At 33.7% G+C, this 24,035-nt stretch carries 22 protein-coding genes; 8 read left to right on the top strand and 14 right to left on the bottom strand.

Translation table 11 applies throughout. The annotated features are described in order from the left end of the window. Positions 1–54 precede the first annotated feature (54 nt). The 3 genes from merA to fad_RS04490 all read right to left on the bottom strand — a co-directional run bounded on the left by merA (position 55) and on the right by fad_RS04490 (position 2,767). Positions 55–1,437, bottom strand: coding sequence for a mercury(II) reductase (gene merA, locus fad_RS04500; RefSeq protein ID WP_081142171.1), 1,383 nt, complete (start codon positions 1,435–1,437; stop codon positions 55–57). Further along, the gene (locus tag fad_RS04495) at positions 1,430–1,660 is read right to left on the bottom strand and encodes a cation transporter (protein ID WP_081142169.1); all 231 of its coding nucleotides are present in this window, start codon (positions 1,658–1,660) and stop codon (positions 1,430–1,432) included. Before fad_RS04495 ends, merA begins: the two co-directional genes overlap by 8 nt. 120 nt (positions 1,661–1,780) lie before the next feature. Next, positions 1,781–2,767: a glycosyltransferase family A protein gene (locus fad_RS04490; RefSeq protein WP_155951119.1), complete on the bottom strand. Its 987-nt coding sequence runs from the start codon at positions 2,765–2,767 to the stop codon at positions 1,781–1,783. A gap of 259 nt (positions 2,768–3,026) precedes the next feature. On the opposite strand from fad_RS04490, the gene fad_RS04485 reads away from it, so the two are divergent. The 3 genes from fad_RS04485 (at position 3,027) to fad_RS04475 (ending at position 6,619) form a co-directional block, all read left to right on the top strand. Beyond that, the gene (locus fad_RS04485; protein ID WP_081142165.1) at positions 3,027–4,115 is read left to right on the top strand and encodes a glycosyltransferase family 4 protein; all 1,089 of its coding nucleotides are present in this window, start codon (positions 3,027–3,029) and stop codon (positions 4,113–4,115) included. 231 nt (positions 4,116–4,346) lie between these two features. Next, a complete protein-coding gene (locus tag fad_RS04480) occupies positions 4,347–5,405 on the top strand; it encodes a glycosyltransferase (protein WP_081142163.1) in 1,059 nt (352 codons plus the stop codon). A gap of 287 nt (positions 5,406–5,692) precedes the next feature. Next, positions 5,693–6,619: a glycosyltransferase gene (locus fad_RS04475; RefSeq protein WP_081142161.1), complete on the top strand. Its 927-nt coding sequence runs from the start codon at positions 5,693–5,695 to the stop codon at positions 6,617–6,619. Positions 6,620–6,819: 200 nt separating this feature from the next. On the opposite strand, the gene fdhD is transcribed toward fad_RS04475, so the two are convergent. The 3 genes from fdhD to fdhF are packed head-to-tail and all read right to left on the bottom strand — an operon-like array spanning position 6,820 to position 11,004. Next, positions 6,820–7,638, bottom strand: coding sequence for a formate dehydrogenase accessory sulfurtransferase FdhD (gene fdhD, locus fad_RS04470; RefSeq protein WP_081142159.1), 819 nt, complete (start codon positions 7,636–7,638; stop codon positions 6,820–6,822). Next, positions 7,635–8,066 (bottom strand): DUF1641 domain-containing protein, encoded by a 432-nt coding sequence (locus fad_RS04465; RefSeq protein WP_155951118.1) that lies wholly within the window; start codon positions 8,064–8,066, stop codon positions 7,635–7,637. The genes fdhD and fad_RS04465 overlap by 4 nt, the downstream gene beginning before the upstream one ends. Position 8,067: 1 nt before the next feature. Continuing rightward, the gene (fdhF, locus tag fad_RS04460) at positions 8,068–11,004 is read right to left on the bottom strand and encodes a formate dehydrogenase subunit alpha (RefSeq protein ID WP_081142155.1); all 2,937 of its coding nucleotides are present in this window, start codon (positions 11,002–11,004) and stop codon (positions 8,068–8,070) included. An 86-nt stretch (positions 11,005–11,090) separates the two neighbouring features. Between fdhF and fad_RS04455 the strand changes: the two genes are divergently transcribed. Both fad_RS04455 and fad_RS04450 read left to right on the top strand, forming a co-directional pair. Further along, positions 11,091–11,675, top strand: a complete 585-nt coding sequence (locus fad_RS04455) for a hypothetical protein (RefSeq protein ID WP_081142153.1) — start codon at positions 11,091–11,093, stop codon at positions 11,673–11,675. A 32-nt stretch (positions 11,676–11,707) separates the two neighbouring features. After that, positions 11,708–12,166: a molybdopterin-guanine dinucleotide biosynthesis protein B gene (locus tag fad_RS04450; protein ID WP_081142151.1), complete on the top strand. Its 459-nt coding sequence runs from the start codon at positions 11,708–11,710 to the stop codon at positions 12,164–12,166. On the opposite strand, the gene mobA is transcribed toward fad_RS04450, so the two are convergent. From mobA to fad_RS04430, 4 genes are all read right to left on the bottom strand, one after another. Further along, the gene (mobA, locus tag fad_RS04445; protein ID WP_081142149.1) at positions 12,152–12,697 is read right to left on the bottom strand and encodes a molybdenum cofactor guanylyltransferase; all 546 of its coding nucleotides are present in this window, start codon (positions 12,695–12,697) and stop codon (positions 12,152–12,154) included. The genes fad_RS04450 and mobA overlap by 15 nt on opposite strands. After that, the gene (locus tag fad_RS04440; protein ID WP_081142147.1) at positions 12,694–14,448 is read right to left on the bottom strand and encodes a molybdopterin molybdotransferase MoeA; all 1,755 of its coding nucleotides are present in this window, start codon (positions 14,446–14,448) and stop codon (positions 12,694–12,696) included. Before fad_RS04440 ends, mobA begins: the two co-directional genes overlap by 4 nt. Next, a complete protein-coding gene (locus fad_RS04435; RefSeq protein ID WP_081142145.1) occupies positions 14,439–15,668 on the bottom strand; it encodes a molybdopterin molybdotransferase MoeA in 1,230 nt (409 codons plus the stop codon). Before fad_RS04435 ends, fad_RS04440 begins: the two co-directional genes overlap by 10 nt. Before the next feature lie 255 nt (positions 15,669–15,923). Further along, positions 15,924–16,130, bottom strand: a complete 207-nt coding sequence (locus fad_RS04430) for an ATP-binding protein (protein WP_081142143.1) — start codon at positions 16,128–16,130, stop codon at positions 15,924–15,926. 749 nt (positions 16,131–16,879) lie between these two features. On the opposite strand from fad_RS04430, the gene fad_RS04425 reads away from it, so the two are divergent. Continuing rightward, on the top strand, positions 16,880–18,133 hold the full coding sequence (locus fad_RS04425) for an ATP-binding protein (protein WP_081142141.1): 1,254 nt from the start codon (positions 16,880–16,882) through the stop codon (positions 18,131–18,133). A 566-nt stretch (positions 18,134–18,699) separates the two neighbouring features. Here the strand turns inward: fad_RS04425 and fad_RS04415 are convergent. From fad_RS04415 to fad_RS04405, 3 genes are all read right to left on the bottom strand, one after another. Then, the gene (locus fad_RS04415) at positions 18,700–18,987 is read right to left on the bottom strand and encodes a hypothetical protein (RefSeq protein WP_155951117.1); all 288 of its coding nucleotides are present in this window, start codon (positions 18,985–18,987) and stop codon (positions 18,700–18,702) included. Between the two features lie 85 nt (positions 18,988–19,072). Then, a complete protein-coding gene (locus fad_RS04410; RefSeq protein WP_081142135.1) occupies positions 19,073–19,480 on the bottom strand; it encodes a hypothetical protein in 408 nt (135 codons plus the stop codon). After that, positions 19,455–20,039, bottom strand: a complete 585-nt coding sequence (locus tag fad_RS04405; protein ID WP_081142133.1) for a hypothetical protein — start codon at positions 20,037–20,039, stop codon at positions 19,455–19,457. The genes fad_RS04410 and fad_RS04405 overlap by 26 nt, the downstream gene beginning before the upstream one ends. Positions 20,040–20,415: 376 nt before the next feature. On the opposite strand from fad_RS04405, the gene fad_RS04400 reads away from it, so the two are divergent. Next, positions 20,416–21,408 (top strand): hypothetical protein, encoded by a 993-nt coding sequence (locus fad_RS04400; protein WP_081142131.1) that lies wholly within the window; start codon positions 20,416–20,418, stop codon positions 21,406–21,408. Beyond that, positions 21,398–21,934 (top strand): hypothetical protein, encoded by a 537-nt coding sequence (locus tag fad_RS04395; protein ID WP_081142129.1) that lies wholly within the window; start codon positions 21,398–21,400, stop codon positions 21,932–21,934. Before fad_RS04400 ends, fad_RS04395 begins: the two co-directional genes overlap by 11 nt. Before the next feature lie 614 nt (positions 21,935–22,548). Here fad_RS04395 and fad_RS04385 read toward each other — a convergent pair. Further along, a complete protein-coding gene (locus tag fad_RS04385; protein ID WP_257788221.1) occupies positions 22,549–23,733 on the bottom strand; it encodes an ATP-binding protein in 1,185 nt (394 codons plus the stop codon). Positions 23,734–24,035: the final 302 nt, after the last annotated feature.

Here is a 24,035-nt window from a genome sequence, read left to right as displayed (position 1 = left end):
TTAGTTATTAAAAATGTTAATATAAGATTTCCCATAACAAAAAAAGTTAGTATATCAATCCATACAGCAGCTCATCTTTGATATATCCCTTATAAATGCCTGGCCTGTGATTTTAATTGATTCTGCCACAGTCGGAAATACGTGTATTGTATCTATAAGGTCATCGTAGGTTAAACCGTTCTTAATGAGGTATACACCTTCTGTTATAAATTCCGCTGCCATGGGTGCTATCACATGAATGCCCAGAATTTTTTTGTCCTTTCCTGATATTATTTTGGCAATACCAGTATAACTGTTGAGAATATTTGCTTTTACCACATTCTTCAATTCTACTATACGTACATCATATTCTATATGTTTCTTTTTCAGTTCAGCTTCAGTGTATCCAACTGATGCAACATTTGGTTCTGTGAAAACTACCCACGGGACTTCCTGCATATTGATCTTTCTATTGCCTCCAAGAATATTCTCTACAGCTATTACGCCCTCTTTTCCTGCAAGTGTTTCAAGCTTAAGTGATTGCCTTACACAGTCTCCTGCTGCATATATCTTCGGATTTGTTGTTCTGAAATCAGGGTTAACAACAATGCCATTGTCTGCTGTAATTCCCCCTGCCCTGAGGTCCAGTCCATCGATGTTGGGCATTCTTCCGGTTGCGACTATGATTTCATCGAAATCGCCAAATGTCCCTGTCCATGTAACTATATCTTTCTTGCCATCCTCATTCTTAATTTCATAGAAGTTGACTCCAAGATGGAACACTATTCCGTTGGATTTTAAGGCAGCCGTCAACTGGCTATTAACATCATCATCAAACCCTTTCAGTATCCTGTTAGACCTGTTAAATATATGAACTTCTGATCCGAAATTTGAAAAGGCGTATGCCAGTTCAAGTGCCACTTCTCCGGAACCTATGACAGCTAACTTTCCCGGAAGTTTTCTCATCTCCCACACTGTATCACTGGTATAATAATCTGTTAACCCCCTGATCTCAGGTATAAATGTCCTGGAGCCTGTAGCTATAATAAAATTGGTTGCCTTGATCTCCGTGTTGTTTACCGAGATGGTATTATTATCCACGAACTTTGCAAGACCATCTATCAGCTCAATATTCTCGAAATTTTTCATTACATTTGTATATTTTGTTTCCCTTTCTCCGGAGACAAATTTATTTAAAGATTCCATAAATTCTGAAAAATCAATCGTTGCAGAAGATGTAATACCGGCATATGCTGGACTTTTCGCCTCCTTATAATTCTTGGACGCCTCTATTAAAAACTTTGAGGGAACACAACCAACGTTTACACAGGTACCACCCAACTCACCAGTACCGATCAAAGCTATTTTCATCTGGTTAGATGTTAGCTCACTTGCCTTTATAGCCGCTGCAAAACCCGCCGCTCCCCAGCCTATGATTGCCAGATCATATTCAGTCATTTTTAACACTCCTTACCTGTGCCCTGTACTGGCCCTTAAAGACATCCAGTTTTATGAGATCATAGGGATTCGTTTTATCTATAGTTCTGACAACTGCCATACCATCCTTAAGTGAAACGGAGGCGTCATTTACACCGTTTGCATTCTTTAAACCGCTGGAAACATGCTCCACACAATCGTCGCATGTCATACCGTATACCCTCAGTTCGATTGTTTTTGTCATAAGATATTATTACATACTTCTATAAAAATAATAAGTAATAAAAATTTTACTTTTATTATAGATTTACAGGTATTAATATTGTAATAGAACGAAAATAATAAAAACAGTTTGTTTCAAAATTCAATCCTTAATAGCATTATAAGCTAACCTCATCACTAATAATTTCAATCTAGCGGGCAATATTGATATTATATAGTATTCAGATTCATGTAGCAAATCTGCCTGGAAAATAATTTTTAATTCCGAATGGGTAATTTTATATTTTCTCTTCAGCGCCCAGAAATTGTAAGCCAGTTTCAGATTAATTATGCGCAATTGCAGGTAATAGGAATATGGCGTATCTTCTAAAAAATTCAAGTAATAGGAAAAAATTTTAGTTCCTTCCAAAAACGCCTTCATGAACGTTTTACGCATTTTAGTTACAGGTGCATTGTATGAAGTACTCACATTATCTCCATATAACCTGTAATGTGTAAGCACTTTATTATCGAAAAAAAGTGATAAATCAGAGAGCAGTGCCATGATCAATAGAAATGTGTCTGGCCTTACATTAAATTCAAAGTTTTTGTGAAAATCTGTTATGATAGACTTTCTAATGCAGATAGAGGTAGCATTAAAATCTGGTCTAATGTAGTTTATTAATTTAATTTTTTTATTAAAATACAGTGTTTTTTCAGAATTTTTAATGTATAAAGATGCAAACTCAGGTGTTTTATAATTTCTATTATAAACAGCATTTCCTTCCTGGTCTATGGTATTAAAATTATTATGGTAATACCCGAGGTCTTCATGTTGATTGAATAAATTACATACATAACCTATTTTGTCGTTGGCAAATTGGTCGTCATCATCGTGAAACATCAATATTTCTCCTAGCGATTCTTTAACAGCACACTTAATGTAATCGCTCTGGCTTTTGTTATCTAAAAGTGTAACAAATTTAACGTTATTATTTTTTAAAAATTCATCTATTTCTCCATCTTCGTAACTTTTAATTACTAAAATTTCAATATTATGATTGCCTATATTAGAGACTATGGACTTAATAGTATCTTTAATGAACTCCTTTCTATCATAATCAAATATTACAACAGAGGCATCTACCATGACAAGGGTATCTGTAGTATAATTATAAATATTGCCAATTACATTATTTATCTGTATTCTTATAGGTTTAACCTGAGCATAATCTGGAAGAAACACATTTTAGCATTCATCTAAATTTTTGGGATATTACAGTGATTATAGCTAAAATGACGTCCGCGATATCTATATAACAATAAACAGGGATTGGAAATATCATGAAATAACTGATACATAAATAGTAATATTATTATTAGTCCTGTATATGTGGATGTGAACGTTAATGAGGATTCTGGAAGTTAGTTTTTTAAATCCATATCAATCAAATTCGGGAGGTGTTGAATCTTATATTGTCAAAATTACAAATTTTTTAAGGGAAAACAACAAGATTACTATTATATGCAGTTCAACTAATAAAACTATGAAACATGATAATATTATTGAATTATACACCGGTAAATTTCTGAGGAAATCTATTTATAATATTAGATTGTACTTCTATGTTAAAAAGCATAGAAATGAATTTGACTTGATACACATTAATGGCGACAATGGATTTTTGATTCCTTTGATAAATAATATGAAAACGGTAATGACCCTCCACGGAAGCATGTTAGAAAATACTATGGTGAATATAAAAAATTTTAAATTTAGATCAATTATTTCTTATATTACAGGAGTGTTCCTGGGCTATATGGAAATATTTGCATGTAAAAGGGCAAATAAGATTATAGCAGTTTCAAAGCATATTAAGACATACTTTTCCGAATACACAGGTAGAAATAGCATTAATTATATCCCTACGTGCATTAATAAAATGGATACAATAAATATATCAGAAACTGATAAACTAAGAATTGCAGAAATGAAGAGTGAGTATAAAACTGTCTGTTTATGGACAGGTATAGATCCCGAGAGAAAAGGACTGGGAATAGCAAAGAATGCCGTTTCTAATTTTGATGATGTAATCCTATTTACTGCAGGTTATAAGGATGAGAACAGGGCAAAAAATGTAATTAACCTGGGATATGTTGACAAAGATCTGCTTTTATATCTTTACCAGATAAGCGATATATTCATTTTTCCATCCATGTATGAAGGATTTAGCATTGCATTACTGGAAGCGATGTCCTATGGAGCTATACCGTTATCTTTTAAAATTCCGGCTACCGAAGAATTAATTACCGATTCTGTTGATGGTTTTCTATTACATGATGCCTCAAAATTCGAGGACAAAATAAAATATTTAGTCCAAAATACCGATAAAATGGAGATAATGAAGAAAAATGTAAGTAGAAGAGCGGAAGACTTTTACTGCTCAAAAATTTTGCTAGAAATTGAAAGTACATTCAAAGAGTTATTATCTAGTTGAACTATTTAAATATTGCACATTCGTCATTTAATAAATCATATTGAGAAAAAATGAGGGAAATGTGACTTCATTCAAAATTACATATAGCAAAACTTTGCAAAAATAAATATTGTGTCATAGTAGCATCCTGCGACTATCGAACGTGTCGGTACGACTATCGATTTATATTTTACATAGGTTTTAGAAAAAACTTATTAAATTAATTTTTATTACGTTAATTGTGAGCTGATAATGAAAGTTAAGGTCATAAATTCATCACAAAAATTCAGCTCCATCTGGCTCTATTCTAGAAATCTTTGCAAAGTTGATAATAAAAATGTTTCAGTACTTGATGCATATAATGAATTTAATGGAATTAATTTAATGAAACGCGAATTTCAGATAGGAGTAGATAGTTGTTTAGGAGGATTATTCCTCAGACAGGAACTTGATGATAAAGATTATGATATTTTACACTATGCAAATCAAACAATATCACCTGTTAAAACTAAAAAAGTTCAGATTGTGACAGTACATGATAACCCGTATACGTTTTTGCAATCGGGTATTTACTCCAGTTACACATCAACTGAAAAAAATTTTAAAAAGTTGATAAAGTATAATATAGTTTTAATTAAAAATAGATTTCTGAAAAGGAATATGGATAGATATAAGGAATTTGAAAATGTCCTCACAAACTCAAATTATGTCGGAAAATCCTTGCGAGAGTATGGCTTTACAGGGAATATTAAAACTATATATCTTCCTGTATCACCCTATTTCGAAAAACTGCAACATAAACATGAAATTAGAAAGGAACTGGGATTACCTGATAATAGGATATTATTGTTATCGGTGTCTAACAATGCCACGAGAAAAAATCTTGCTTTAATAGAAAAAGCAATGAAAATTCTTCCTGACAGATTTTCACTTGTTAGGGTTGGTACACCTATTGGTAATAGCATAACATTTCAAAATGTCTCAAATGAGAACCTCAACAAAATTTATAATGCCTGTGACGTCTTATTGATGCCGTCTATAGAAGAAGGATTAGGGCTTCCTATTGTTGAGGGATTTGCGACGGGAATCCCAATTGTGGCCTCAGACATAGAGGTTTTTCATGAAATTGGTAAAGATGCAGTAGAATATATAAATCCTCTTGAAATGCAATCTTTAATCAGTGGAATTAATAATGCTTTAGAAAACAAAGATAAAATGATCTCAAAAGCCGATAAAATTGTACCTCAATTTTCTTTTCAACTTTTTAAAGAAAAAATGCTTGATTATTATAAAAAATGTTATGAAATATAAAAGTTGTAAAGTTTTATATCGTATGTTAAATTGAGTATCTATGTAAATACTATGATATGGAAAACCGAATTAAAGAAAAGGCTTGGTTAGACAATAAAAAGTGAAATATATTGTTAAACAGATAGAATATGGAGAATTACCAAGGAAATTTGCAAGTATTTATTACATAACGATAATGAGTATAGATAATATGTATACTAATTATTAAGAATATGGATGTTTATATTTACACAAAATTCTGGGCACAATCGAAATATATTTTTATATCCAAAAGTTATTCGAGTTTAATGGCTGGATTACCATATATTAGTGTAATAATTACTGCACATAGTCGGAGGAAATATTTATTAAACGCAATAAAAAGTGCAGTAAACCAAACTCTGGATAAGGAATATTATGAGATAATTGTTGTTAAAAATTTTAATGATGATTTAGTAGATGATTTCATTAATAAAAACCATATCAAAAGCATATTTATGAATGGCACAATAGGCGAATTTCTGTACTCTGGAGTTACCAATTCATTGGGTCAAGTGATATCATTTTTAGATGATGATGACATGTTCTTTGACAATAAATTAGAATTTATATATAAAAAATTTAAGGGACAAAATATTGCGTATTATCACAATGACCACATTACTATTAATGAAAATGGTGAACCTATTAGGGATAATAAAATCGATAATATAATTTTCAATCTTTCTTCAATATCTGTAATGAAAAATGTGATAAATACTGAAAACTTAATTAGAATTACCTCTAATACTGATGATTTTATGTACTTGTCTGCATTAGAATCACATAAAATTGCTTTAAAAGGAAAGGAAAGATTGACACAATATAGATTTCACCATAGCACAAGTGTAATTATAACAGACGATATTAAAAAATTTATACAACTCAAACTGGAATTTTTAGATACAAAATTAAATCAATTCAAATCCTTCAGGAATATGTTTACATCAGAAGAAACTTTATCTTTAATTGACTCAACAATTACGTATCTTGAAATGGATATGTACATTTTCGGAGTAAAACAAAAGGCAGGGCACATATTCAGAATTTTCAAAAATACTCCTGAATCATTTTCACAGCTATTTAGACTATTTACAGCGTATATCCTTGTTAGGTTATACAGTAAATCTAGGAATATCATTTTAGGGCAACTTTGGGATGCATATAAAAAAAGTATAGAAAACGGTTCTGCATAACAAGTTTATTACACACTGGCTGCGTTATGCATTTTTTAATTTCATGTGCTCCATGCAATAAGTCAGAGCTGTTTTAACCTCATACGAATTGTGTAACTTAAAACTATTAATGGCAAATATGCAAATAGATTATCCAAAAGTAACTAAAATATTTTTATATAATAATAATTCTATGCATTTACCGCGCAACCTTGTATTTTTTATTTCATGCTTATCCTTTCAGGATGGGTGTAAATATTGAAACTCCTTCCCCTTACAAATGATACTAGAGTCATATTGAATTCATCTGCAAGTTCTACTGCGAGCGAAGATGGTGCAGATACTGAACTGACCACAGGAATTCCATACATAGCAGCCTTCTGGACAATTTCAAAGCCCGCCCTGCCACTTACCTGCAATACTGCTTCCGGGCTTCTGTGTATCCCTTTTAAGACCATTTTCCCTATTGCTTTGTCCACTGCATTATGCCTGCCTACATCCTCACCCATTGATAAAATATTCCCGGAGTAATCAATTATAGCAGCGGCATGCACACCACCTGTATTTTTAAATATTTCCTGATTATTTTTCATAATTTGAGGAAGTTCCAACAGCTGATTATAATGTAATTTATTCCTCTGGCTAATCAGATGACCGGTTTTCAGGAAAATATCATTTATGTTGGTTTTTCCGCAGACGCCGCAACTGGAGTTAACATAAAAATTCCTGTTTCCGATTAACTGCTTTTGAAATGAATTAACAGAGACTATTACTATATTATCCTTCTCAGATATGCCAGCATCCGTGGAATATTTAATATCTATTATATTCTCTGGCTTTATTATTCCCTCTGTGAATAGGAACCCGGCAGCAAGTGCAAAATCATCCACTGGCGTCCTCATAATTACAGATACATTGTATGTTTCATTTTCATGGTATATTCTGATCTCCAGTGGCTCCTCAACGGTAACGTTATCGTATGTTTGCTCCCGGCTACCGGACACGGAATGAATAATCTTGCGCTTTATATATCCGCTCATTTCTTTTCAGACATGCCTGCCAGGATTTTTAATAATACAGATATTGGACCTGCAACATCACTGCTATTCATCATTCTGACAATAGACATTAGACCGCCGGATTCGGGCTTTCCTGCATTGTTTATGGAATCTCCAAGCCTGTTCATAAGGCTTACCATCATATCCGGATCGAGCTTAGAAAGAAGGTCAAAGACACTCATTACATTGGTTAGTGATTTCTTGGTCGTGTCAGAATTGAACTGTTCTGAAAATGTGTCTATTATGTACTTATAGTTTACAGACATAGCATTTACCAGGGTTAAAAATCCAGAATCATTGAGACTTTTAATAGTTTTCAGTAAATTATTGAAGCTTTCCTTGTACTCATCCGGTATCATCGCAGGCAATTTATCTTCTTCCGTTTCAACATATTCTATAGGCTTCGACATTTTAATCATCCGTTAACTTTGAGTAATCTTTCCTCTTCCATTTCTCACTGACAAGTATTCCAATCTGTGGTTCCGGCTTTCCGTACCTGGAATTGTTTGCAGGAAGCGGGCTCCCGCCATTTTTCTTCAATTTTTCAATTTTCACAGGCAGTTCCTTATAGGCAGGTGTATCTGAATCTGGATCCCTTGTGTATGATGTGAGCAGGTTTACAGTTGCGTCATCAGATGCAGCATTCATTGGCATGTAAAGCTCATTGCCACTCACTCTTTCTGTAATCAATGCTCTGACCTTTATGCTGCCCCACTTTGATGTGACCCTTACGAAATCTCCGGTTTGTATTTTATACTCAGCGGCAAGTTTTTCAGATATTTCCAGGAATGTGTCAGGAACCTTCTCCTTTATCCCTTCTGTTTTGAATGTTTCATTACCCTCATGGAAATGCTCCAGCATCCTGCCATTGTTAAGATGCAGCGGGTATTCCTCTGAAACTTTAAGTGGCGGCCTGTATGATAATGGATAAAGCCTGGCTTTTCCATCAGGGAAATTGAATCTGTCTTCATAGAGGTACTCTGACCCTTCGCCGTTTTCTTTCATTGGCCACTGCAGGCTCTTGAATCCCTCAAGCCTCTCGTATGATACTCCATGGAACATAGGAGACAATGATGCTGCCTCATCCATTATTTCGGATGGGTGTTTATAGTTCCAGTCATAACCCAGGGATTTTGCAATTCCCTGGATGATTTCCCAGTCAGGCCTTGTTTCTTCATAGGGTTCCATAACCTGGTATATTCTCTGTATACGCCTTTCTGTGTTGGTGAAGGTTCCTTCCTTTTCCAGACTTACAGATGCAGGCAATACTACATCAGCATATTTTGCGGTTTCTGAGAAGAATACATCCTCTACTATCAGGAAATCAAGCCTTTCAAGGGAATCCCTGGTCTTGTTGGAATCGGGCCCTGTTGATGCAATTTCCTGCCCTACTACATACATTCCCTTGATTTTATCGTTGTCTATATTCTCAATGCATGATACGTTGTCTATTCCGGGTTTAGTTGGCAACTCAGTATGCCATGCCTTTTCAAACTTCTTTATTACTTCTTTGTCCTTTATTGGCTGGTATCCCGGAAGGTATGTGGGCATTGCTCCAAAATCACTTGCTCCCTGGACGTTGTTGTGTCCTCTTAATGGATACGCACCGGTGCCAGGCCTTCCGTAATTTCCTGTTAGAACAAGAAGGTTTGATATTGCTGTTGATTCATCTGATCCTGCAGAATGCTGGGTTATTCCCATTGCCCACAGTATGCACATGCTCTTTACACTGTGTATCATTTCGGCAGTTTGGATAATCTGCTTCTCAGGAATTCCTGTTATGCTGGATGCATTTTCCAGTGTGAATGGCTCTAAACTCTTATAATACTCATCAAAGCCATTTACCCTCTTCTCAATAAATTCTCTGTCATGCCATCCCTGGTCTATTATATATTTTGAGAGTGCAGATAGGAGTACTATATCTGTTCCCGGTGAAGGGTGAAGGTATATATCCGCACGTTCAGCCATTTCATTTTTCCTTAAATCGGATACTATGAGTTTCTGGTGGTTTAATTTATGTGCCCTCTTTACCCTTGTTGCAAGTACCGGATGTGATTCTGCTGTGTTTGCACCCACTATCATAACCAGTTCTGATTTGTATATATCCTGTATCGAACCTGCATCGCCACCATAACCAACAGTTCTCCACAGACCGGTTGTTGCTGGAGCCTGGCAGAATCTTGATGAGTTGTCCACATTGTTATTGTGGAATATCTGCCTCGCCATTTTCTGGAGAAGGTATGATTCTTCGTTGGTTCCTTTGGATGACGCTATGAACATCAATGACTCATTGCCATACTTTTCACCTACCTTTTTCAGGCCTTTAGCGGCAAAGTCAATGGCTTCATCCCATGATGCCTGGACAAATTTTCCATTCTTCCTGATTAAGGGATATTTAAGCCTTTCTTCGCTGTTTACAAAGCCCCATCCGAATTTGCCTTTAATACAGGTGGATATTCCGTTTGCAGGTGATTCAACCTCTGGCTGTACTTTTAATATTTTTCTCCCCTTGGTCCACATGGTGAAAGAACAGCCAACACCACAGTAGGTACATACTGTTTTTGTCTTCTTTATCTGTTCCTCCCTCATTTTCGCCTCTATGTTGCTAATTTTCATTATCATGCCATTTCCAACAGGCTTTTCAAGGTCTTTTCCAAACTCTATGAGGTTATACTTTGCTTTCCTGGTGAGGGAAGTGAAATACCCTGCTTCCTCAAGCATGGATTTTTCCATAAGTGCATTTACAGGGCATACTGTAACACAGTGACCGCATGATACACACGAAGAATCGTTTATGGCTTTGTTGTCATCCCAGACAACCCTTGGCCGTTCCAGAGACCAGTCGATATGCAGTGTTTCATTGACTTCCACATCCTGGCATGCCTCCACGCACCTTCCGCAGAGAATGCACTGGTCCGGGTCATACCTGTAAAAAGGATTGGAATAATCTGCTTCGTATCCCTTGCTGGTAAAGGGATACTTCTGCCTTGTTACCTGTAAGGTATCAACAGCGCTATGCAATGCACAGTCGCCATTGTTATTTTCACACACGGTGCAGTAAAGGTCATGGTTGTGTAATATTCTATTCACAGCCTCTGTTTCCCTGGCCTTTACATCCGGAGAGTTGAAAAGAACATTCATATTGTTTTTAGCTTGAGTGGTACATGCACGGACATATTTGCCATCGGCATTGACTATGCAAGTATCGCAGGATTCTATGGCTCCCAGGGCAGGATTGTAGCAGACATGTGGTATATCTATATTGTTATCCATCATTGCCCGCAATATTGTTTCGTCACCCTTAATATTCAAAGGAATGCCATCAATAAAAATTTTTCCTGAAGACATGTATAAAACATTATAAATTGGTATTTGTTCGTAATGTAGTCAGGTGGTTATCAATATATTTATATTAAATGAAAGCGTTTTGATGTATGGTAGTGGATGCTGCTTTGCCACCTCTGGCAATAGGATTCTTTGGCCTAGGAATAGGCTATTACGTGTTTGGCGGTGCTGGATTTTTCAGATTCCCAAAGGAGAACAATGACAATATAAACCATGCAATGGGACTCTGGGGAATATTTATGCCCGGATTTATGCAGTTTATTGCGGGAACATATATATTCCTGGGATTGACAATATTTCCGGCGTTCAGATCTACACCGATTCTGTATATGGCTGGACTTGCGTTTACATCTTATGGTGTACACTGGTTTGCGCTGGGATATAATAAATATAAGGGTGCAGATACAACAGTGGATGGGTTTATGGCAGTTGGGTTCCTCTGGATTTCCATAATTGGAGCAGTGGTTTTCGGCCTTGGCCATGATATCCCTGTGATGATACTGTTTATATTGCTGGCAATAATATATCTGAACGATATACCCGCAAGCCTCTTCCATTCTCCAGCATGGGGAAGGGGAAAGGCATTGTTCCAGCTTATAACAGGAACCTGGTTAATGTACCTTACATTTGCCGCGGCACTTAATTTTGCACTGGGATACCACTTATTCCTGTGATAAAATTTTATATTTTTAATTAATAAGGAAATATGAAAATTTTCTCTTTTTTTGGATCATCATCTTCTGGAAAGACTACCATTATCTCTAACATAATATCTGAACTATCGGGAAGCATGAAAATAGGGTATATCAAAAACATTCCACATGATAATATTTCACTGGATACTGAATATAAAGATACATGGAAAATGGAGAATGCTGGAGCCTACAGAATTTACGGGTTAGCACCGTCAAGAACATACAGCATGGTTGAGAAAGAAACCAGCCCTGATGAAATTATAGAAAAAGAAAATGATGTTGATATTTTCATTATAGAGGGTTTCAGGGCATTCGACAAATCCATTAAATTTCTTGTCCTGGGCAGTGAAGATTACCTTGCAATAAAGCATGATTATACGATAACAGCTACAAACAGAACCTATGAAGGGAGAGCCATAAAATATCCGGAAGAGTTTCATAAAATTATTTCTATCTTAAAGGCACCTTAGATTTTTTCTCGCTTCTATAAGGTCTTTCTCTGTATTTATGCTCTTTAGTTTTTCTTGATCACCTTCTATATATGACACACTGTATTCATCCATGAATTTTCTTATGCTTCCCTTACCGTTCTTCCGATATTTTAACATGGGCTGCTCCACATCCGTGGAGTATATTGCAAAAAGGGGCTGATAAAAATTATCTGACATATACGCCACACTATTTCCTTTATAATTATCAAGGATGTTCTCTATGCTTCCCTTATCTATATATGGCATATCCCCGCCTATTGCAAGGAATTCATGATACCTTTCAATGCAATAGAGAATTGAATCAAATAGTATGCCATCAGTATTGTCTTCTTCTGTTACTGCAAATTTTGATTTAAGTGAAAAATTTTTTGTGAATAGTATTATACTGCTAAAACGCCCTGTTTCAGAGAGTATCCGGGAAATACGATCTATCATTTTCTCGCCGCATATTTCCATATTGTGCTTGTTTTGAAGCCTCTGGCTGTTTTTAGCAAATATTATGGCAATCATCTAGTTTTACCGGCAATTGAATTAAAGGCCTCTTTCAATTCATTAAACTTAGTGCTGTTTTTATTGATATAGACATGGAACGTTATTTTTCCCTTTTCAATGAATTTTAATGAGTAGAGCTCCGCATATTCTCTATAGGTAATTCCTGCACCACAGCGCCTGTTCTTCACGTAATCACATATTATTTCAGGCTTGTCAAGATATGTAAGGTCCACGCCTTCAGCAATGGCAAGAGATTTCTCATAAAGCCCCGATCCACGGTATGGTATAGCCATTGTACTATAATTCTCTTCAGTGTATGCAATACCATATGGTATTTCTATGGTTATTGATGAGTCGTAGTTCTTATCATCTGGCAACTCTTCATAGTTCCAGAGGTAAACATCAGCATCTGCATTTTCCATGGAACGCTTTATTTCATTGAATCCAGACTCCACAAAGGTTGAGAGCCCAGAGACCGAAGATGGAAGTTTTTCCATTGCAGGGAGATACTGCCCGTATATCAATATGGATGGAATATTTCCTGTAAATAGCTTAACATTGATTTTTGAATTAATATCCATAAAAGAGGTCCTTGAATCTATAATGGAATAGCCGGTAGCCTTGCTTATTCTTGATATTGAGCCGGAGTTTCCCGGTACCTGGTAGGCTTTATACGTTTCACCATGCTTTACAAGTTTTATGAGTAATAGGTCGGTATTTCCCTGATGCAATTCAAAGCGCTGCCCTGTTATTGCATCAACTGCAACCTCTGAAAATTCATAGCCTGTTTTCCTGAACAGGTTCGGCATAACCAGCGAATAAAGTATCATCATAGACGAAACGGGAAATCCTGGAAGGCCAAAAATTATTTTTTCACCGGACATAGCAAAAATAGCAGGTTTTCCAGGCTTTACCCTTATTCCATGGAATATAATTCCAGGCGTTTTCTCACCCAGTATCTTGTATACCATATCGTGGTCCCCTGCCGAAGTGCTACCAATGGTAAGTGTAACGTCGTTTTCCTCTATGGACCCGTCTATTGCATTTTTGATTTTATCATAATTATCTTCAATAATTCCATAATCATTTACATTGAAAGCAGGGTATTTAGAAAGTTCAGCTTTAATGGAGAGGCTGTTCGACTCGAATATTTTTCCTTCTTTATATGGAGTTCCTGGATAAAGCAGCTCATTTCCTGTGGACACAATTCCAATAGTTAGTTTCCTTTTTACTTTTATTTTGCCAATTCCAGTGGAAGCAAGAACTGCAATGTTTCTGGGGTCAATTATGACATTGCTGTCTAATAGCTTCTCTCCCTTAATCACATCTATGCCAGCATTGGAAAGCTCGTTGAACCGGTTCACTTCATGGAAAAATTGTATAGAATTCCCTTCCTGCTTTGTATCTTCAAAGGGCACCATGGCATCGGCACCTACCGGTATTACGCCACCGGTTGGAACCTTGATGCATTTTCCACTCCCTGGAAATTTCACTGCCTTTTCACCTATATTTGTTTCACCGGCAAGTTTTAAGCTTACAGGAGAGTCGTATGATGCTCCTTTTATGTCACTTGCTATAATAGCATAGCCATCAACCTGCGATCTGGAAAACAATGGAAGGTTATTATTGCTGAATATGGTTTCGGCCGAAATTCTTCCTGTAGCATTGTAAAGCGATACTTCCTCTGCGTCCTTTAATTCTACCATATTCTTTTTTATTATCTCCAGTGCATCCTGGAATTTTGTCAGATCATGAAATATCAATCCCATTTTATATCACCTATTATGTAAATATTAACCCTTGAACCCTGTGGAATACCTTCCAGATTCTCATCTATTTTTATTATTGAATTGCCTTTAATAATGGCGGAAAGGTTACCTGAAACTTTAGTGTTCAATGGTATTGAATGCAATTCTCCATCTATTGCGTATGTTCTTGCAATCTGAAATGTGGTAAACCCTGCCCTGTTATGTATGCTTTCATCCAGTATCGAACTGGCTCTATGTATATAGTCTACCCTGTATATATTTTTTATATAGCTATCTACAAATATCATGGAGGATAGAAGGGCAGCAACTGGAAGCCCGGAAACTGATAATACAGGCCTATTTTTTATGTTAAATAATCCTATTGTCCTTCCTGGTTTTATGGATACGCCCGAGAATAGCATTTTTCCTTCGCCAGAGAGTGCATCGGTGGTCATATCCCTCCTTCCCAGGCTACTCCCTCCTGTGACTATGAGTATATTGCATTTTTCTATCATGGAACGCACAGCTAAAGCTATGGATTTTTCATCATCATCCACTATGCCCCCATCTATTGTTTCTGTAAAGCTGCTGGTATAAAATGTCCTTAGAAGCATGCCGGTTGAGTTTTCTATCTGTTTATTTATAAGTTCCTTTCCTGTATTTATAACGCCAATTGAGATATTGCCATAGACATTTACCTTAGAAATTCCGATAGATTTCAGGGCCGCAAGGTTCTGCGGATATATCAAACTATTTTTACCCAGTATTGTATCACCTGTTTTTAAATCCTCACCAGCAGGTGCAACATTTTCTCCTTTATTTACTGAAGAATAAACATAGATACAATTTCCAATTACTTCACAATTTTCTGCCCTTGCTACAGCATCACTGCCTTCAGGCATTATTGAACCGGTATAGATTTCCATGCATGTCCCATCTTTTACGATTTCTTCTGGAGTATCCCCCGCTGCAATAGTTCCTTTCAGTGCCAGTTTAACAGGATTTGCCGGTGTAGCATTTAAAGTATCTATTGATTTTAATGCATATCCATCCATTGCGGATTTATTTTTATCAGGGATATTTACAGTGGATATTATTTCCCCGGATGAAATTTTTCCACCTGCACTATCAAGAGTGAGCTGGATAGAATCAGGGTAGGTCCACTTTTCTCCCTTGAATATGGAAAGCGCGGACTTATAGGGTAATAAACTGTCAAATCCCTTCATAATGTGTTTTGCCATGGCTTTCCTATTGTTATCGATTGATTGTATTAATTTTTATTGAAACAATCAGTGCCAGAAAATAATGGTAATACTTTTGCATTTTTTCAGTAACCCTGCAATTTTGATAATAATGAACTATCAGTTTTTACCAGATATTGAAATTCATCAATTACAAATACTAATTATTCTTTTAGTGATTTATTACATAAATATTTAAATAGAGGAACAAATTATTCAGTGAATTTTTGCTTAAAACGTAGTCGTCAAAATTACTTAATAGTTTAAAGAACCTATTAAATTATATCTTTGTCGATTATTCCACATGGTTAATATTATCCAATCATGATTGTTCATAAATTGTTTCAATAGTTCAGTTTTGCCAACACGTCGCCTACCATAAATTACTATAAATTCTGCTTTGCCGCTGTCATACCTGTCATTTAACGCTTTTAATTCATTTATTCTATCAATGAATATCATATACTTGAAAGTATATTACTTGAAAGTATACTAAAATGTTTATGAACTTAGGCACTCTAAAATATAAATTGAGGTTTATTGTTTAGACAATAGTGATAGATATATGTTAGATAATGAATTGAAAAATTACCTTAAAAATTGCAGCTAAGTTTATATCAGGTTCATTAATGTTTATTAACAGGTAAGACAGACTGGTCAAGTGTACCTTGAGGTGCACAGAGAAAGTACCAGCCTGCACTGGTCCATTCTTTTTTCTTTCATAAATCTATACAGTATTGTGGGAATTTATTATTGTCGATTAATTCTATATAATGTGTATCACTATTATTGAATTTATCAGTAATAAGTAATGATATTATTACAACTCTGGGACTCCCCTCTGATAACCCTAAGTCACTGCTTTCGCCAATGTAAATATATTTTTTTGTCACCTCTATACCCTCCGCGGTGAAGTATATTGAATAGTCCGTATAAAATTATTCGAGCGCCCCATCTCAATAGTTATTGTATGTCTTCAGGTCTTATTAACCATTTTTTGTAGACTCTGAATGCATATAAATAAATTATCGCGTTTTTCGCTATTGCACACAAGCTGTTATATTTGGCAACTCCAGTCTCTATATATTGCAATAGATCGAAAATATTAAGGCATTTTAGTACATTATTTATTACTTAATAATGTTATTATTTTGATGATTTAATGACATTATGATGTAATAAATTTATATAACATATTAAAATATGTAAATATGGATGTATCAGATATTGAAAAATTCAATGACTGGTGGATAACGGGCAGGGTAAGGCCCGCACTGTTAAAAAACTTTAAAAGAGAAATATATAATGAAATTAATAAATATATGGAAAACAGATTAATGATTTTACTGTACGGATTAAGGCGTATGGGGAAAACAACAATAATGTACCAGTTAATTGATGAATTGTTAAATAAAACTGATTCTAAAAATATATTGTATTTCTCATTTGATGATACGAATTATGACCTGGATGATATAATGGAAGTGTACCAGAATAATATTATTAATAAATTGTTTAATAATACTGGTGAGAAAATATACATCTTCCTGGATGAGGTACAGAAGTTAAAAGATTTTGAGAATAAAATAAAAGTATATTATGATCTATACCCGGATATAAAATTTATATTATCAGGATCGGCTTCTATCTCAATCAGGAAAAGATCGAATGAAAGCCTGGCAGGGAGAATCATGAGTTTCTATATAGAACCGTTAAGTTTCCCAGAATTTCTGGAAATGAATAATTTCAATATAGAAGAAATAAAACATAATTATATTCTGTATAAAAATGAAATCATGCCAATGCTCGATATATATTCAAAATACGGTTCCTTTCCAGAGCTTGCTTTAAACAGGGATGATGACTACGCAAGGAAATATATTAAAGAAACTGTGGTAGAGAGGATAATTTACAAGGATATTGTAGAGGAGTTCAAAGTAAATGATTTAACTCTGTTAAGGTCATTAATAAATGTTATAGCAAATAAGCCGGGAATGATGTTAAATTTCAGGAGTATTTCAGAAAATCTTGGGAAGGACCAGAGGACAATTTCAAATTATTTTGAATATCTGGAGTACAGTTTCTTAATAAGAATAATTTACAATTACAGGGAAAATATATCAATAACTATGAGGAAATTAAAAAAATGCTATCCTATAACACCCAATATTGTGTTTGCATTATCAGATAAATTCAACGATCTTTACCCATATATTATGGAAAATCTGGTGTTGATGAAAATAAAAACAGATTATTTCTACAGGAATAATTATGAAGTTGATTTTATTGAAGTTCATGAGGAAAAAATAAAAGCTATTGAGATTAAAAAAACAGATAGAGAAATGAAACAATTAAAATTATTTACAAAAAAATACGAGAATGTTGAACCGTTGATGGTAACATACGATAAGGAAGAACATGATGATATTAATGTAATGCCCTTATGGGTATTTCTGTTACAGTGATTTATATATTTATAAACTAGTATTGTGTAATTTGCGTACGTTCCAGTTTAGAGATCTATATTTTCATATAATCAACATTTTTTAGATTTTGATTTGTCTCTGGAAAGAACAGAATATGTCAAAATTCACAGACAACATCGTAAATGCACCCCATATCATTGGATCTTTTATATCAATTTATCTAGAACTCTCTTCGATAAATTTCTACGCAAATTTGTAAATTCTATCCTGATATATTGGCCTGTAAATACCACTACTATGAACACATATAAAGTTTAGAAAATTTCTGTAATTGGACATATATTGGTCTACCATACTTATAAAGCCATTCATTAAGTGTATTTTTGTTTATGTGTACGCTTTCTATAATTTTATCTTCAGGTATATTCATTGTTTGTATTGACCATTTTAAGACCTCTGGATTAACTTTTACCTTAAAGGATTTCATTGAAAACTAATTATAAGTATATATAAACATTATACATAAATTAAAGGAAATGTTAAAAAATCCCTGAACGTAACAAGGACTATAGTCCATAGACTCTCTGTTATAAGCCCTTAAAGCGTTATAAAAACTTGCATATATCATTACCATTTATTTCTATATATTTCTTATTATCTCCAGTTCTATCCGGAAACATGGTAATAATCTCAAAGTATCCGGATTTTGCAGATATTAAGGCAAAAACGACGCTAAAGTATAATGTCTTATTGTTTACATTAATTTTTAAAATTGCATGGTATCTGCTTATCTCATTATAATAATTGTCCGGGTTCTCTGTTATACATTGATTTATAAATTCGTCTTCATTAAAATATTGCAAAAGGAAGTTGAAATTTTCATTATTTACCATATCTAATATTTTCGTTTCTATCCTTTTATCAAATTTTTTACTCTTAATATAATTATTTATATCATTTTTATGGTTTTTTGCATGTTCACTTAATTTCAGTAAATTTAACACCGCCAATACCGGTTATATTGAATAATGGGACTCCAAAGCTATTTAAATGTTTATCCGAAAATCTTACATACACAGGTTCTGCGTATACTTCTATTTCCAGATTAGTATCATCTTTAAATAATGCAAACGCCGGTTTATTAAAAGTAAATTTTGAGGATTTGTAATCTTCATTTTTAATAGAATTTGAAATAATACCGTTATAAGGCTTGTCCCGTTTTGATTTTGTGTTTATAATGCTTAGAAATAGTTTTGATAGATTTAACCCTTCACCGATCAATACAACATCCGCAGAAGCTATCTTATATTCCACATCTAAATCTATTTCAGGAATAGTTAACAGAGAAGATTCATATTTTTTAATAGATAAATTTAATCTCTTCATTTTTTATTACCTTTTTTAATAATTTTAATTCTTGTGTTGTTAATCCGTTCTTTATTTCAATTGATATATATGCTAATGAATTATTATCAGTTATACCCATTTCTACATCCGATTCGCCATATAACCATTTACTGCTCTCCTTTTTAAAATCAAATGTAAGTAAATTACCTTTGTTATTTATTTTAATAGCATAGTAATCACGTTTATCATTAAAATTAGGGTAATCATATGCTACAGTTAAAAAAGAATTTATCGTATTTATACTGCCGCTATCCTGAACATTATATTTATTATCTTCATTTTTTATTACCTTTTTTAATAATTTTAATTCTTGTGTTGTTAATCCGTTCTTTATTTCAATTGATATATATGCTAATGAATTATTATCAGTTATACCCATTTCTACATCCGATTCGCCATATAACCATTTACTGCTCTCCTTTTTAAAATCAAATGTAAGTAAATTACCTTTGTTATTTATTTTAATATCGTAGTAATTGTTTGACATGATTTCATTTGAGATGTATGTAGTTGAATCCAGTAACATATAATTATTCATAATATCTTAATAATAATGCATATTTATAATTTTACATAATAATGATATATACAACATTTAATAAATATAAATTATAAGTGGCCTTACATTTTTCATCTATAACCCGGCGAATTAAATTCCCGAAACGGTTAATCTGTAGGTCAATTCAATTGACAATAATCTCTAGTATAGTGTACTTTTGAAATATTTTAATAGCTTTACATATTCTTACTCACAATTTCTTAAATTAATGAGGCGGGCCACCGGATTTTTATCACTGATAATTATTTAAGATATCACTATTTACTGATAGTTATCAGTGAGACATTAATAAATTATCACTAAATCCAGATAATAGGACGGAAAAAATATCGAACTGATCAATAAATTTATACTTGTGAAACTTAGAATCCAGCCTGATGCAAAAATAGAATTGGAATACCAAATACGTGTTGGAGAAAGGGAATTCCGGATAGATTTAGCAATTGAGTCCAGAGATACTATGACCCTTATTGAATTCAAGCCTAGAATAGATGAAAACACGATTTACCAAATATACGCCATTTCACATTTAATAGATAAACAACTAGTGGGTAAGAAAACAATAAGATTGGTTTGCGCTGGGAAATCATTGAAGTATAGCATCCAGGAACTTGCCATCAGACTTGGTGTAGAGACTTTGCTTATTCCTCGAAAACTGTATGAATTCCTCTCTCCGGTGAAAATCGAATACGTCATAAATGCTCATTATATACACTCAAAACCAAACCCGTCAACACTCACTTCAAAAAATACATGGAAAATTGTCTGTTCAGTATTGTTGGACAAGCTAGATAATATCCTTTCTGTTTCTAAGAAAACTGGTGTTTCCTATGGATGGACAAATAATATAATTCATAAACTTATAGACTCTGGAATCGTGACTGCAGATCACGGTCTAAGAATTAAAGACATGGACAAGCTTTTCAATCTGGTCTCGTGGGAAAGGGCCATGGAAGGCCTGCTGCTGGAGACTGTAACCACTAATTTCAGTACAGCATCGCGGTGTATAAATGAGCTTGCTCTCAATTTAAACAGGCTTGGAATTAATTATGCTTTCACTGCACATTCATCTGCATTTTCATACGGTTCATCCATAATGAGGAAGGATACAGCATATATGTACCTGCGAAATCCATCGGACAGAGAAGGTATTAGACCATTTTCAGAAAGGGAAGCTAATGGATGTCACTTGAATGTGTATGTACCAGATAGGCATATCATGAAATCTTCCACTACGTTTAAAAGCATTAGAAGTGTTGACGTATGTCAGAACACACTGAATCTTGCAGGATTGGGTACGGATGGTCGGATTGCTGCAAAAGATTTGGTGAATAAAAATGGAAAATAAAGAAGGTGTAGATACGACTCTTGCCCGGGATTCATTCGAAGAACTCAGGCATATATTCAGCTGGAGCACTGCTTACGAAACTTTTAGGCCGGGCGGTATCATTCTTATAGGTGGATGGGCGGTTCACTCATTTAATCCATGGAAATATTCACTCGATATAGATTTTATTGCTACTGGTTGTTTCAAGTATCATTTAAAAGAACATCTTTACTCAAAGCGGAATTACAGTAAAGGAAAAGATTCTGCCGGCAATACTTTATATCTAAAGAGTTTAGATTCTGGAGATATTTATCTTGACTTTTTACCAAATAAAGATCAATTCCATGGAACTGATAAATTACTAAATTTGTCTGAAATAAAATACGAGACTATTACAAAAAATATTTCCTATACCTTTGAATCAGAGTTTCAAGTTATAGTCCCGGAGATTTCAATGCTCCTTCTGTTAAAATTAAAAGTGGCATGGGACAGACTCTATGACCTATCATATGACACTACTCCGAATAGAGAACACTTAATGGAGTAATTCAGCAAGGATTGCGGAGATGTCATTGCTCTACTTAAGAGTGACGCATGCCGGTTTGCCAGATTTGACTGGTTGTCTTCAATTATATCTAGATTAGCTTTCTTACTTGTCTTTCTGGAGCAAGGAATTATAGCAGACAATTCAACCTTTGATCGTATTTCTCATAAGGAAGGCAGAGCATCAATCAAAAAGTTATTGTCTCTTATTTGATGAAAACATAAACTGAAGTCTCGGAAAAATATTGTATAATACCTAAAAGTAAGCGCTTAAAATCATCATTAATTTTATTAATCGTATCAAATGCTTCTTTATGATCTAAGTCAGTTAAATAAATTAACTGTAATTGCTCTATTCCCGGAACAATTAGCGGTAGGGATTTTGCCATTAGTTTTTCAGATTTTGCTTTCCACCTTCAATTTTTATTGCAAGATTCCTAATATTATATTGATTATCTTGGATGAAGTTTCTTAAAAATTAGTCTCTGTTTTATTTGGATTTTTATCTTCATCTTTACGGTTATAAGTTGATATATCTCCTTCACCGTATTTATTTTTCACTATAAATTTTATAAATTGATAATCATGGCCACCTTCTAGCATTATAAGCTTCTTCAATTATATTCCCCGTAAATCCAGTAACAGGTCTTCCATATCAGAAATAGCATCATTGTAATCTAAATTGGATAATATTATGTTATCTTTAAACCTGGAAAGTTGTAAAATTAAAAGCTCCTTTTTTAAAAATTCTATATCATTTTCAGATAAATCGCTATCGGATGTTAACATATAAAGAAAGTCCTGGCTGTGTGTGATAATAAATAGTTGAATTTCACTGTTATTTGCCAGAGAAATAATATAATGAATTAGTTCTCTTATATACCCGGGATGCATGTAGTTTTCAGGTTCTTCAATTAAAATTATGTTACTTTCATTTTCATATAACTTTGCAAGAATATAGATAAGAGATTTAAATCCGTCACCCATAGATTCCATAGGTATTTCCTTATCACCATCTTCAGTATCTAATACGAGCGAGTCAAAATTAAATCTTTTCAGATTTGATATAATATTATCATGTTTAATTGTATTCTCAAGTTGTGGTGCAAGTTTTTGATTTGAGTTAATATGTTCCGTGGAGTTTAATGCGTTTTTAATAAATGTTACATTATCTTTTTTGTATTTTATAAGTGAATTCTTCCTGGATAATTCATGATGATAACTTAGCATAGTTATCATATATTCATGTTTCATCATATATTCGTTTTCTGGTATATCTCCATTTGAGGTATGCGTTGTTGGGTCTTTTGCATTTTGAGAAATATAGTTATCATATAAGTTAGATAGGGAATATGTAAGCAAATCCCCATATGATTCCCCGGCTAAAATTATTTGATGATCTGAATAGTTAACTAAAACTATTATCGAATCAAGAGAGGCCTGATAAATTTTATTTTTATCAATATTTCTAATAATTTTTTCAATAGCAATATATTTATTAATACCCATGTATACTTCATCTTTTTTATTGAATAACTCGCTCAAATCGTTTTTAAGCAGATTAAGAATTTGATCAGGAGTTGCTTTTCGAAAACTAAGTTTCTTTACCTTATTATTTTCAATATCAATCTTAATCGAAGAGTTGTCACTTAAATAATTAATAATTGAATTTTGATATTTATTCCGGGATAAATTATATATTAAATATGGGTTCATGCAGATAGAAATAGCTTCAAGAATAGAAGTTTTTCCAGTGTTATTTCTACCGACGAGAACATTAAATTTTTTAGGTGTAAATTTCAGAGAACTTATCCCTTAAAAGTTTTTTATCGTCACACGCTTTATCATAATCATAAAATCATACCAGTAAGCTATTTAATATTTTTTTAAGTTTCATTAGAGTTTGGCAGTTTAAGTTTCTAGAAAGCAATTAATAACATATGTTAAACGCCCAAAAATATTATAACATATAGTTTATCAATTATGATAAATAGCTATCACAAATACTTAATGAAAACAATAAAACATGGATACTATAAACCTACTTTAAACAATTAAAAATGGCTATAAAGTCGCATTCAGAACATACGATAGAGAAACCATAA

The organism is Ferroplasma acidiphilum (assembly GCF_002078355.1).
Taxonomy (GTDB): Archaea; Thermoplasmatota; Thermoplasmata; order Thermoplasmatales; family Thermoplasmataceae; genus Ferroplasma; species Ferroplasma acidiphilum.
Note: the sequence above shows the minus strand (reverse complement) of the source record. Positions and strands in the feature narration are given on the sequence as shown.

Bases quoted from the DNA above. Each gene is read 5' to 3' on its own strand.
- fad_RS04430 (WP_081142143.1), bottom strand. From the start codon at position 16,130: ATGATATTCATTGATAGAATAAATGAATTAAAAGCGTTAAATGACAGG.
- fad_RS04490 (WP_155951119.1), bottom strand. From the start codon at position 2,767: ATGGTAGATGCCTCTGTTGTAATATTTGATTATGATAGAAAGGAGTTC.
- fad_RS04410 (WP_081142135.1), bottom strand. From the start codon at position 19,480: ATGAAGAGATTAAATTTATCTATTAAAAAATATGAATCTTCTCTGTTA.
- fad_RS04405 (WP_081142133.1), bottom strand. From the start codon at position 20,039: ATGAATAATTATATGTTACTGGATTCAACTACATACATCTCAAATGAA.
- fad_RS04480 (WP_081142163.1), top strand. From the start codon at position 4,347: ATGAAAGTTAAGGTCATAAATTCATCACAAAAATTCAGCTCCATCTGG.
- merA (WP_081142171.1), bottom strand. From the start codon at position 1,437: ATGACTGAATATGATCTGGCAATCATAGGCTGGGGAGCGGCGGGTTTT.
- fad_RS04495 (WP_081142169.1), bottom strand. From the start codon at position 1,660: ATGACAAAAACAATCGAACTGAGGGTATACGGTATGACATGCGACGAT.
- fdhF (WP_081142155.1), bottom strand. From the start codon at position 11,004: ATGTCTTCAGGAAAAATTTTTATTGATGGCATTCCTTTGAATATTAAG.
- fad_RS04440 (WP_081142147.1), bottom strand. From the start codon at position 14,448: ATGGGATTGATATTTCATGATCTGACAAAATTCCAGGATGCACTGGAG.
- fad_RS04395 (WP_081142129.1), top strand. From the start codon at position 21,398: ATGGAAAATAAAGAAGGTGTAGATACGACTCTTGCCCGGGATTCATTC.
- fad_RS04455 (WP_081142153.1), top strand. From the start codon at position 11,091: ATGGTAGTGGATGCTGCTTTGCCACCTCTGGCAATAGGATTCTTTGGC.
- fad_RS04425 (WP_081142141.1), top strand. From the start codon at position 16,880: ATGGATGTATCAGATATTGAAAAATTCAATGACTGGTGGATAACGGGC.
- fad_RS04485 (WP_081142165.1), top strand. From the start codon at position 3,027: ATGAGGATTCTGGAAGTTAGTTTTTTAAATCCATATCAATCAAATTCG.
- fad_RS04415 (WP_155951117.1), bottom strand. From the start codon at position 18,987: ATGGTAAATAATGAAAATTTCAACTTCCTTTTGCAATATTTTAATGAA.
- fad_RS04450 (WP_081142151.1), top strand. From the start codon at position 11,708: ATGAAAATTTTCTCTTTTTTTGGATCATCATCTTCTGGAAAGACTACC.
- fad_RS04435 (WP_081142145.1), bottom strand. From the start codon at position 15,668: ATGGCAAAACACATTATGAAGGGATTTGACAGTTTATTACCCTATAAG.
- mobA (WP_081142149.1), bottom strand. From the start codon at position 12,697: ATGATTGCCATAATATTTGCTAAAAACAGCCAGAGGCTTCAAAACAAG.
- fad_RS04465 (WP_155951118.1), bottom strand. From the start codon at position 8,066: ATGTCGAAGCCTATAGAATATGTTGAAACGGAAGAAGATAAATTGCCT.
- fad_RS04475 (WP_081142161.1), top strand. From the start codon at position 5,693: ATGGCTGGATTACCATATATTAGTGTAATAATTACTGCACATAGTCGG.
- fdhD (WP_081142159.1), bottom strand. From the start codon at position 7,638: ATGAGCGGATATATAAAGCGCAAGATTATTCATTCCGTGTCCGGTAGC.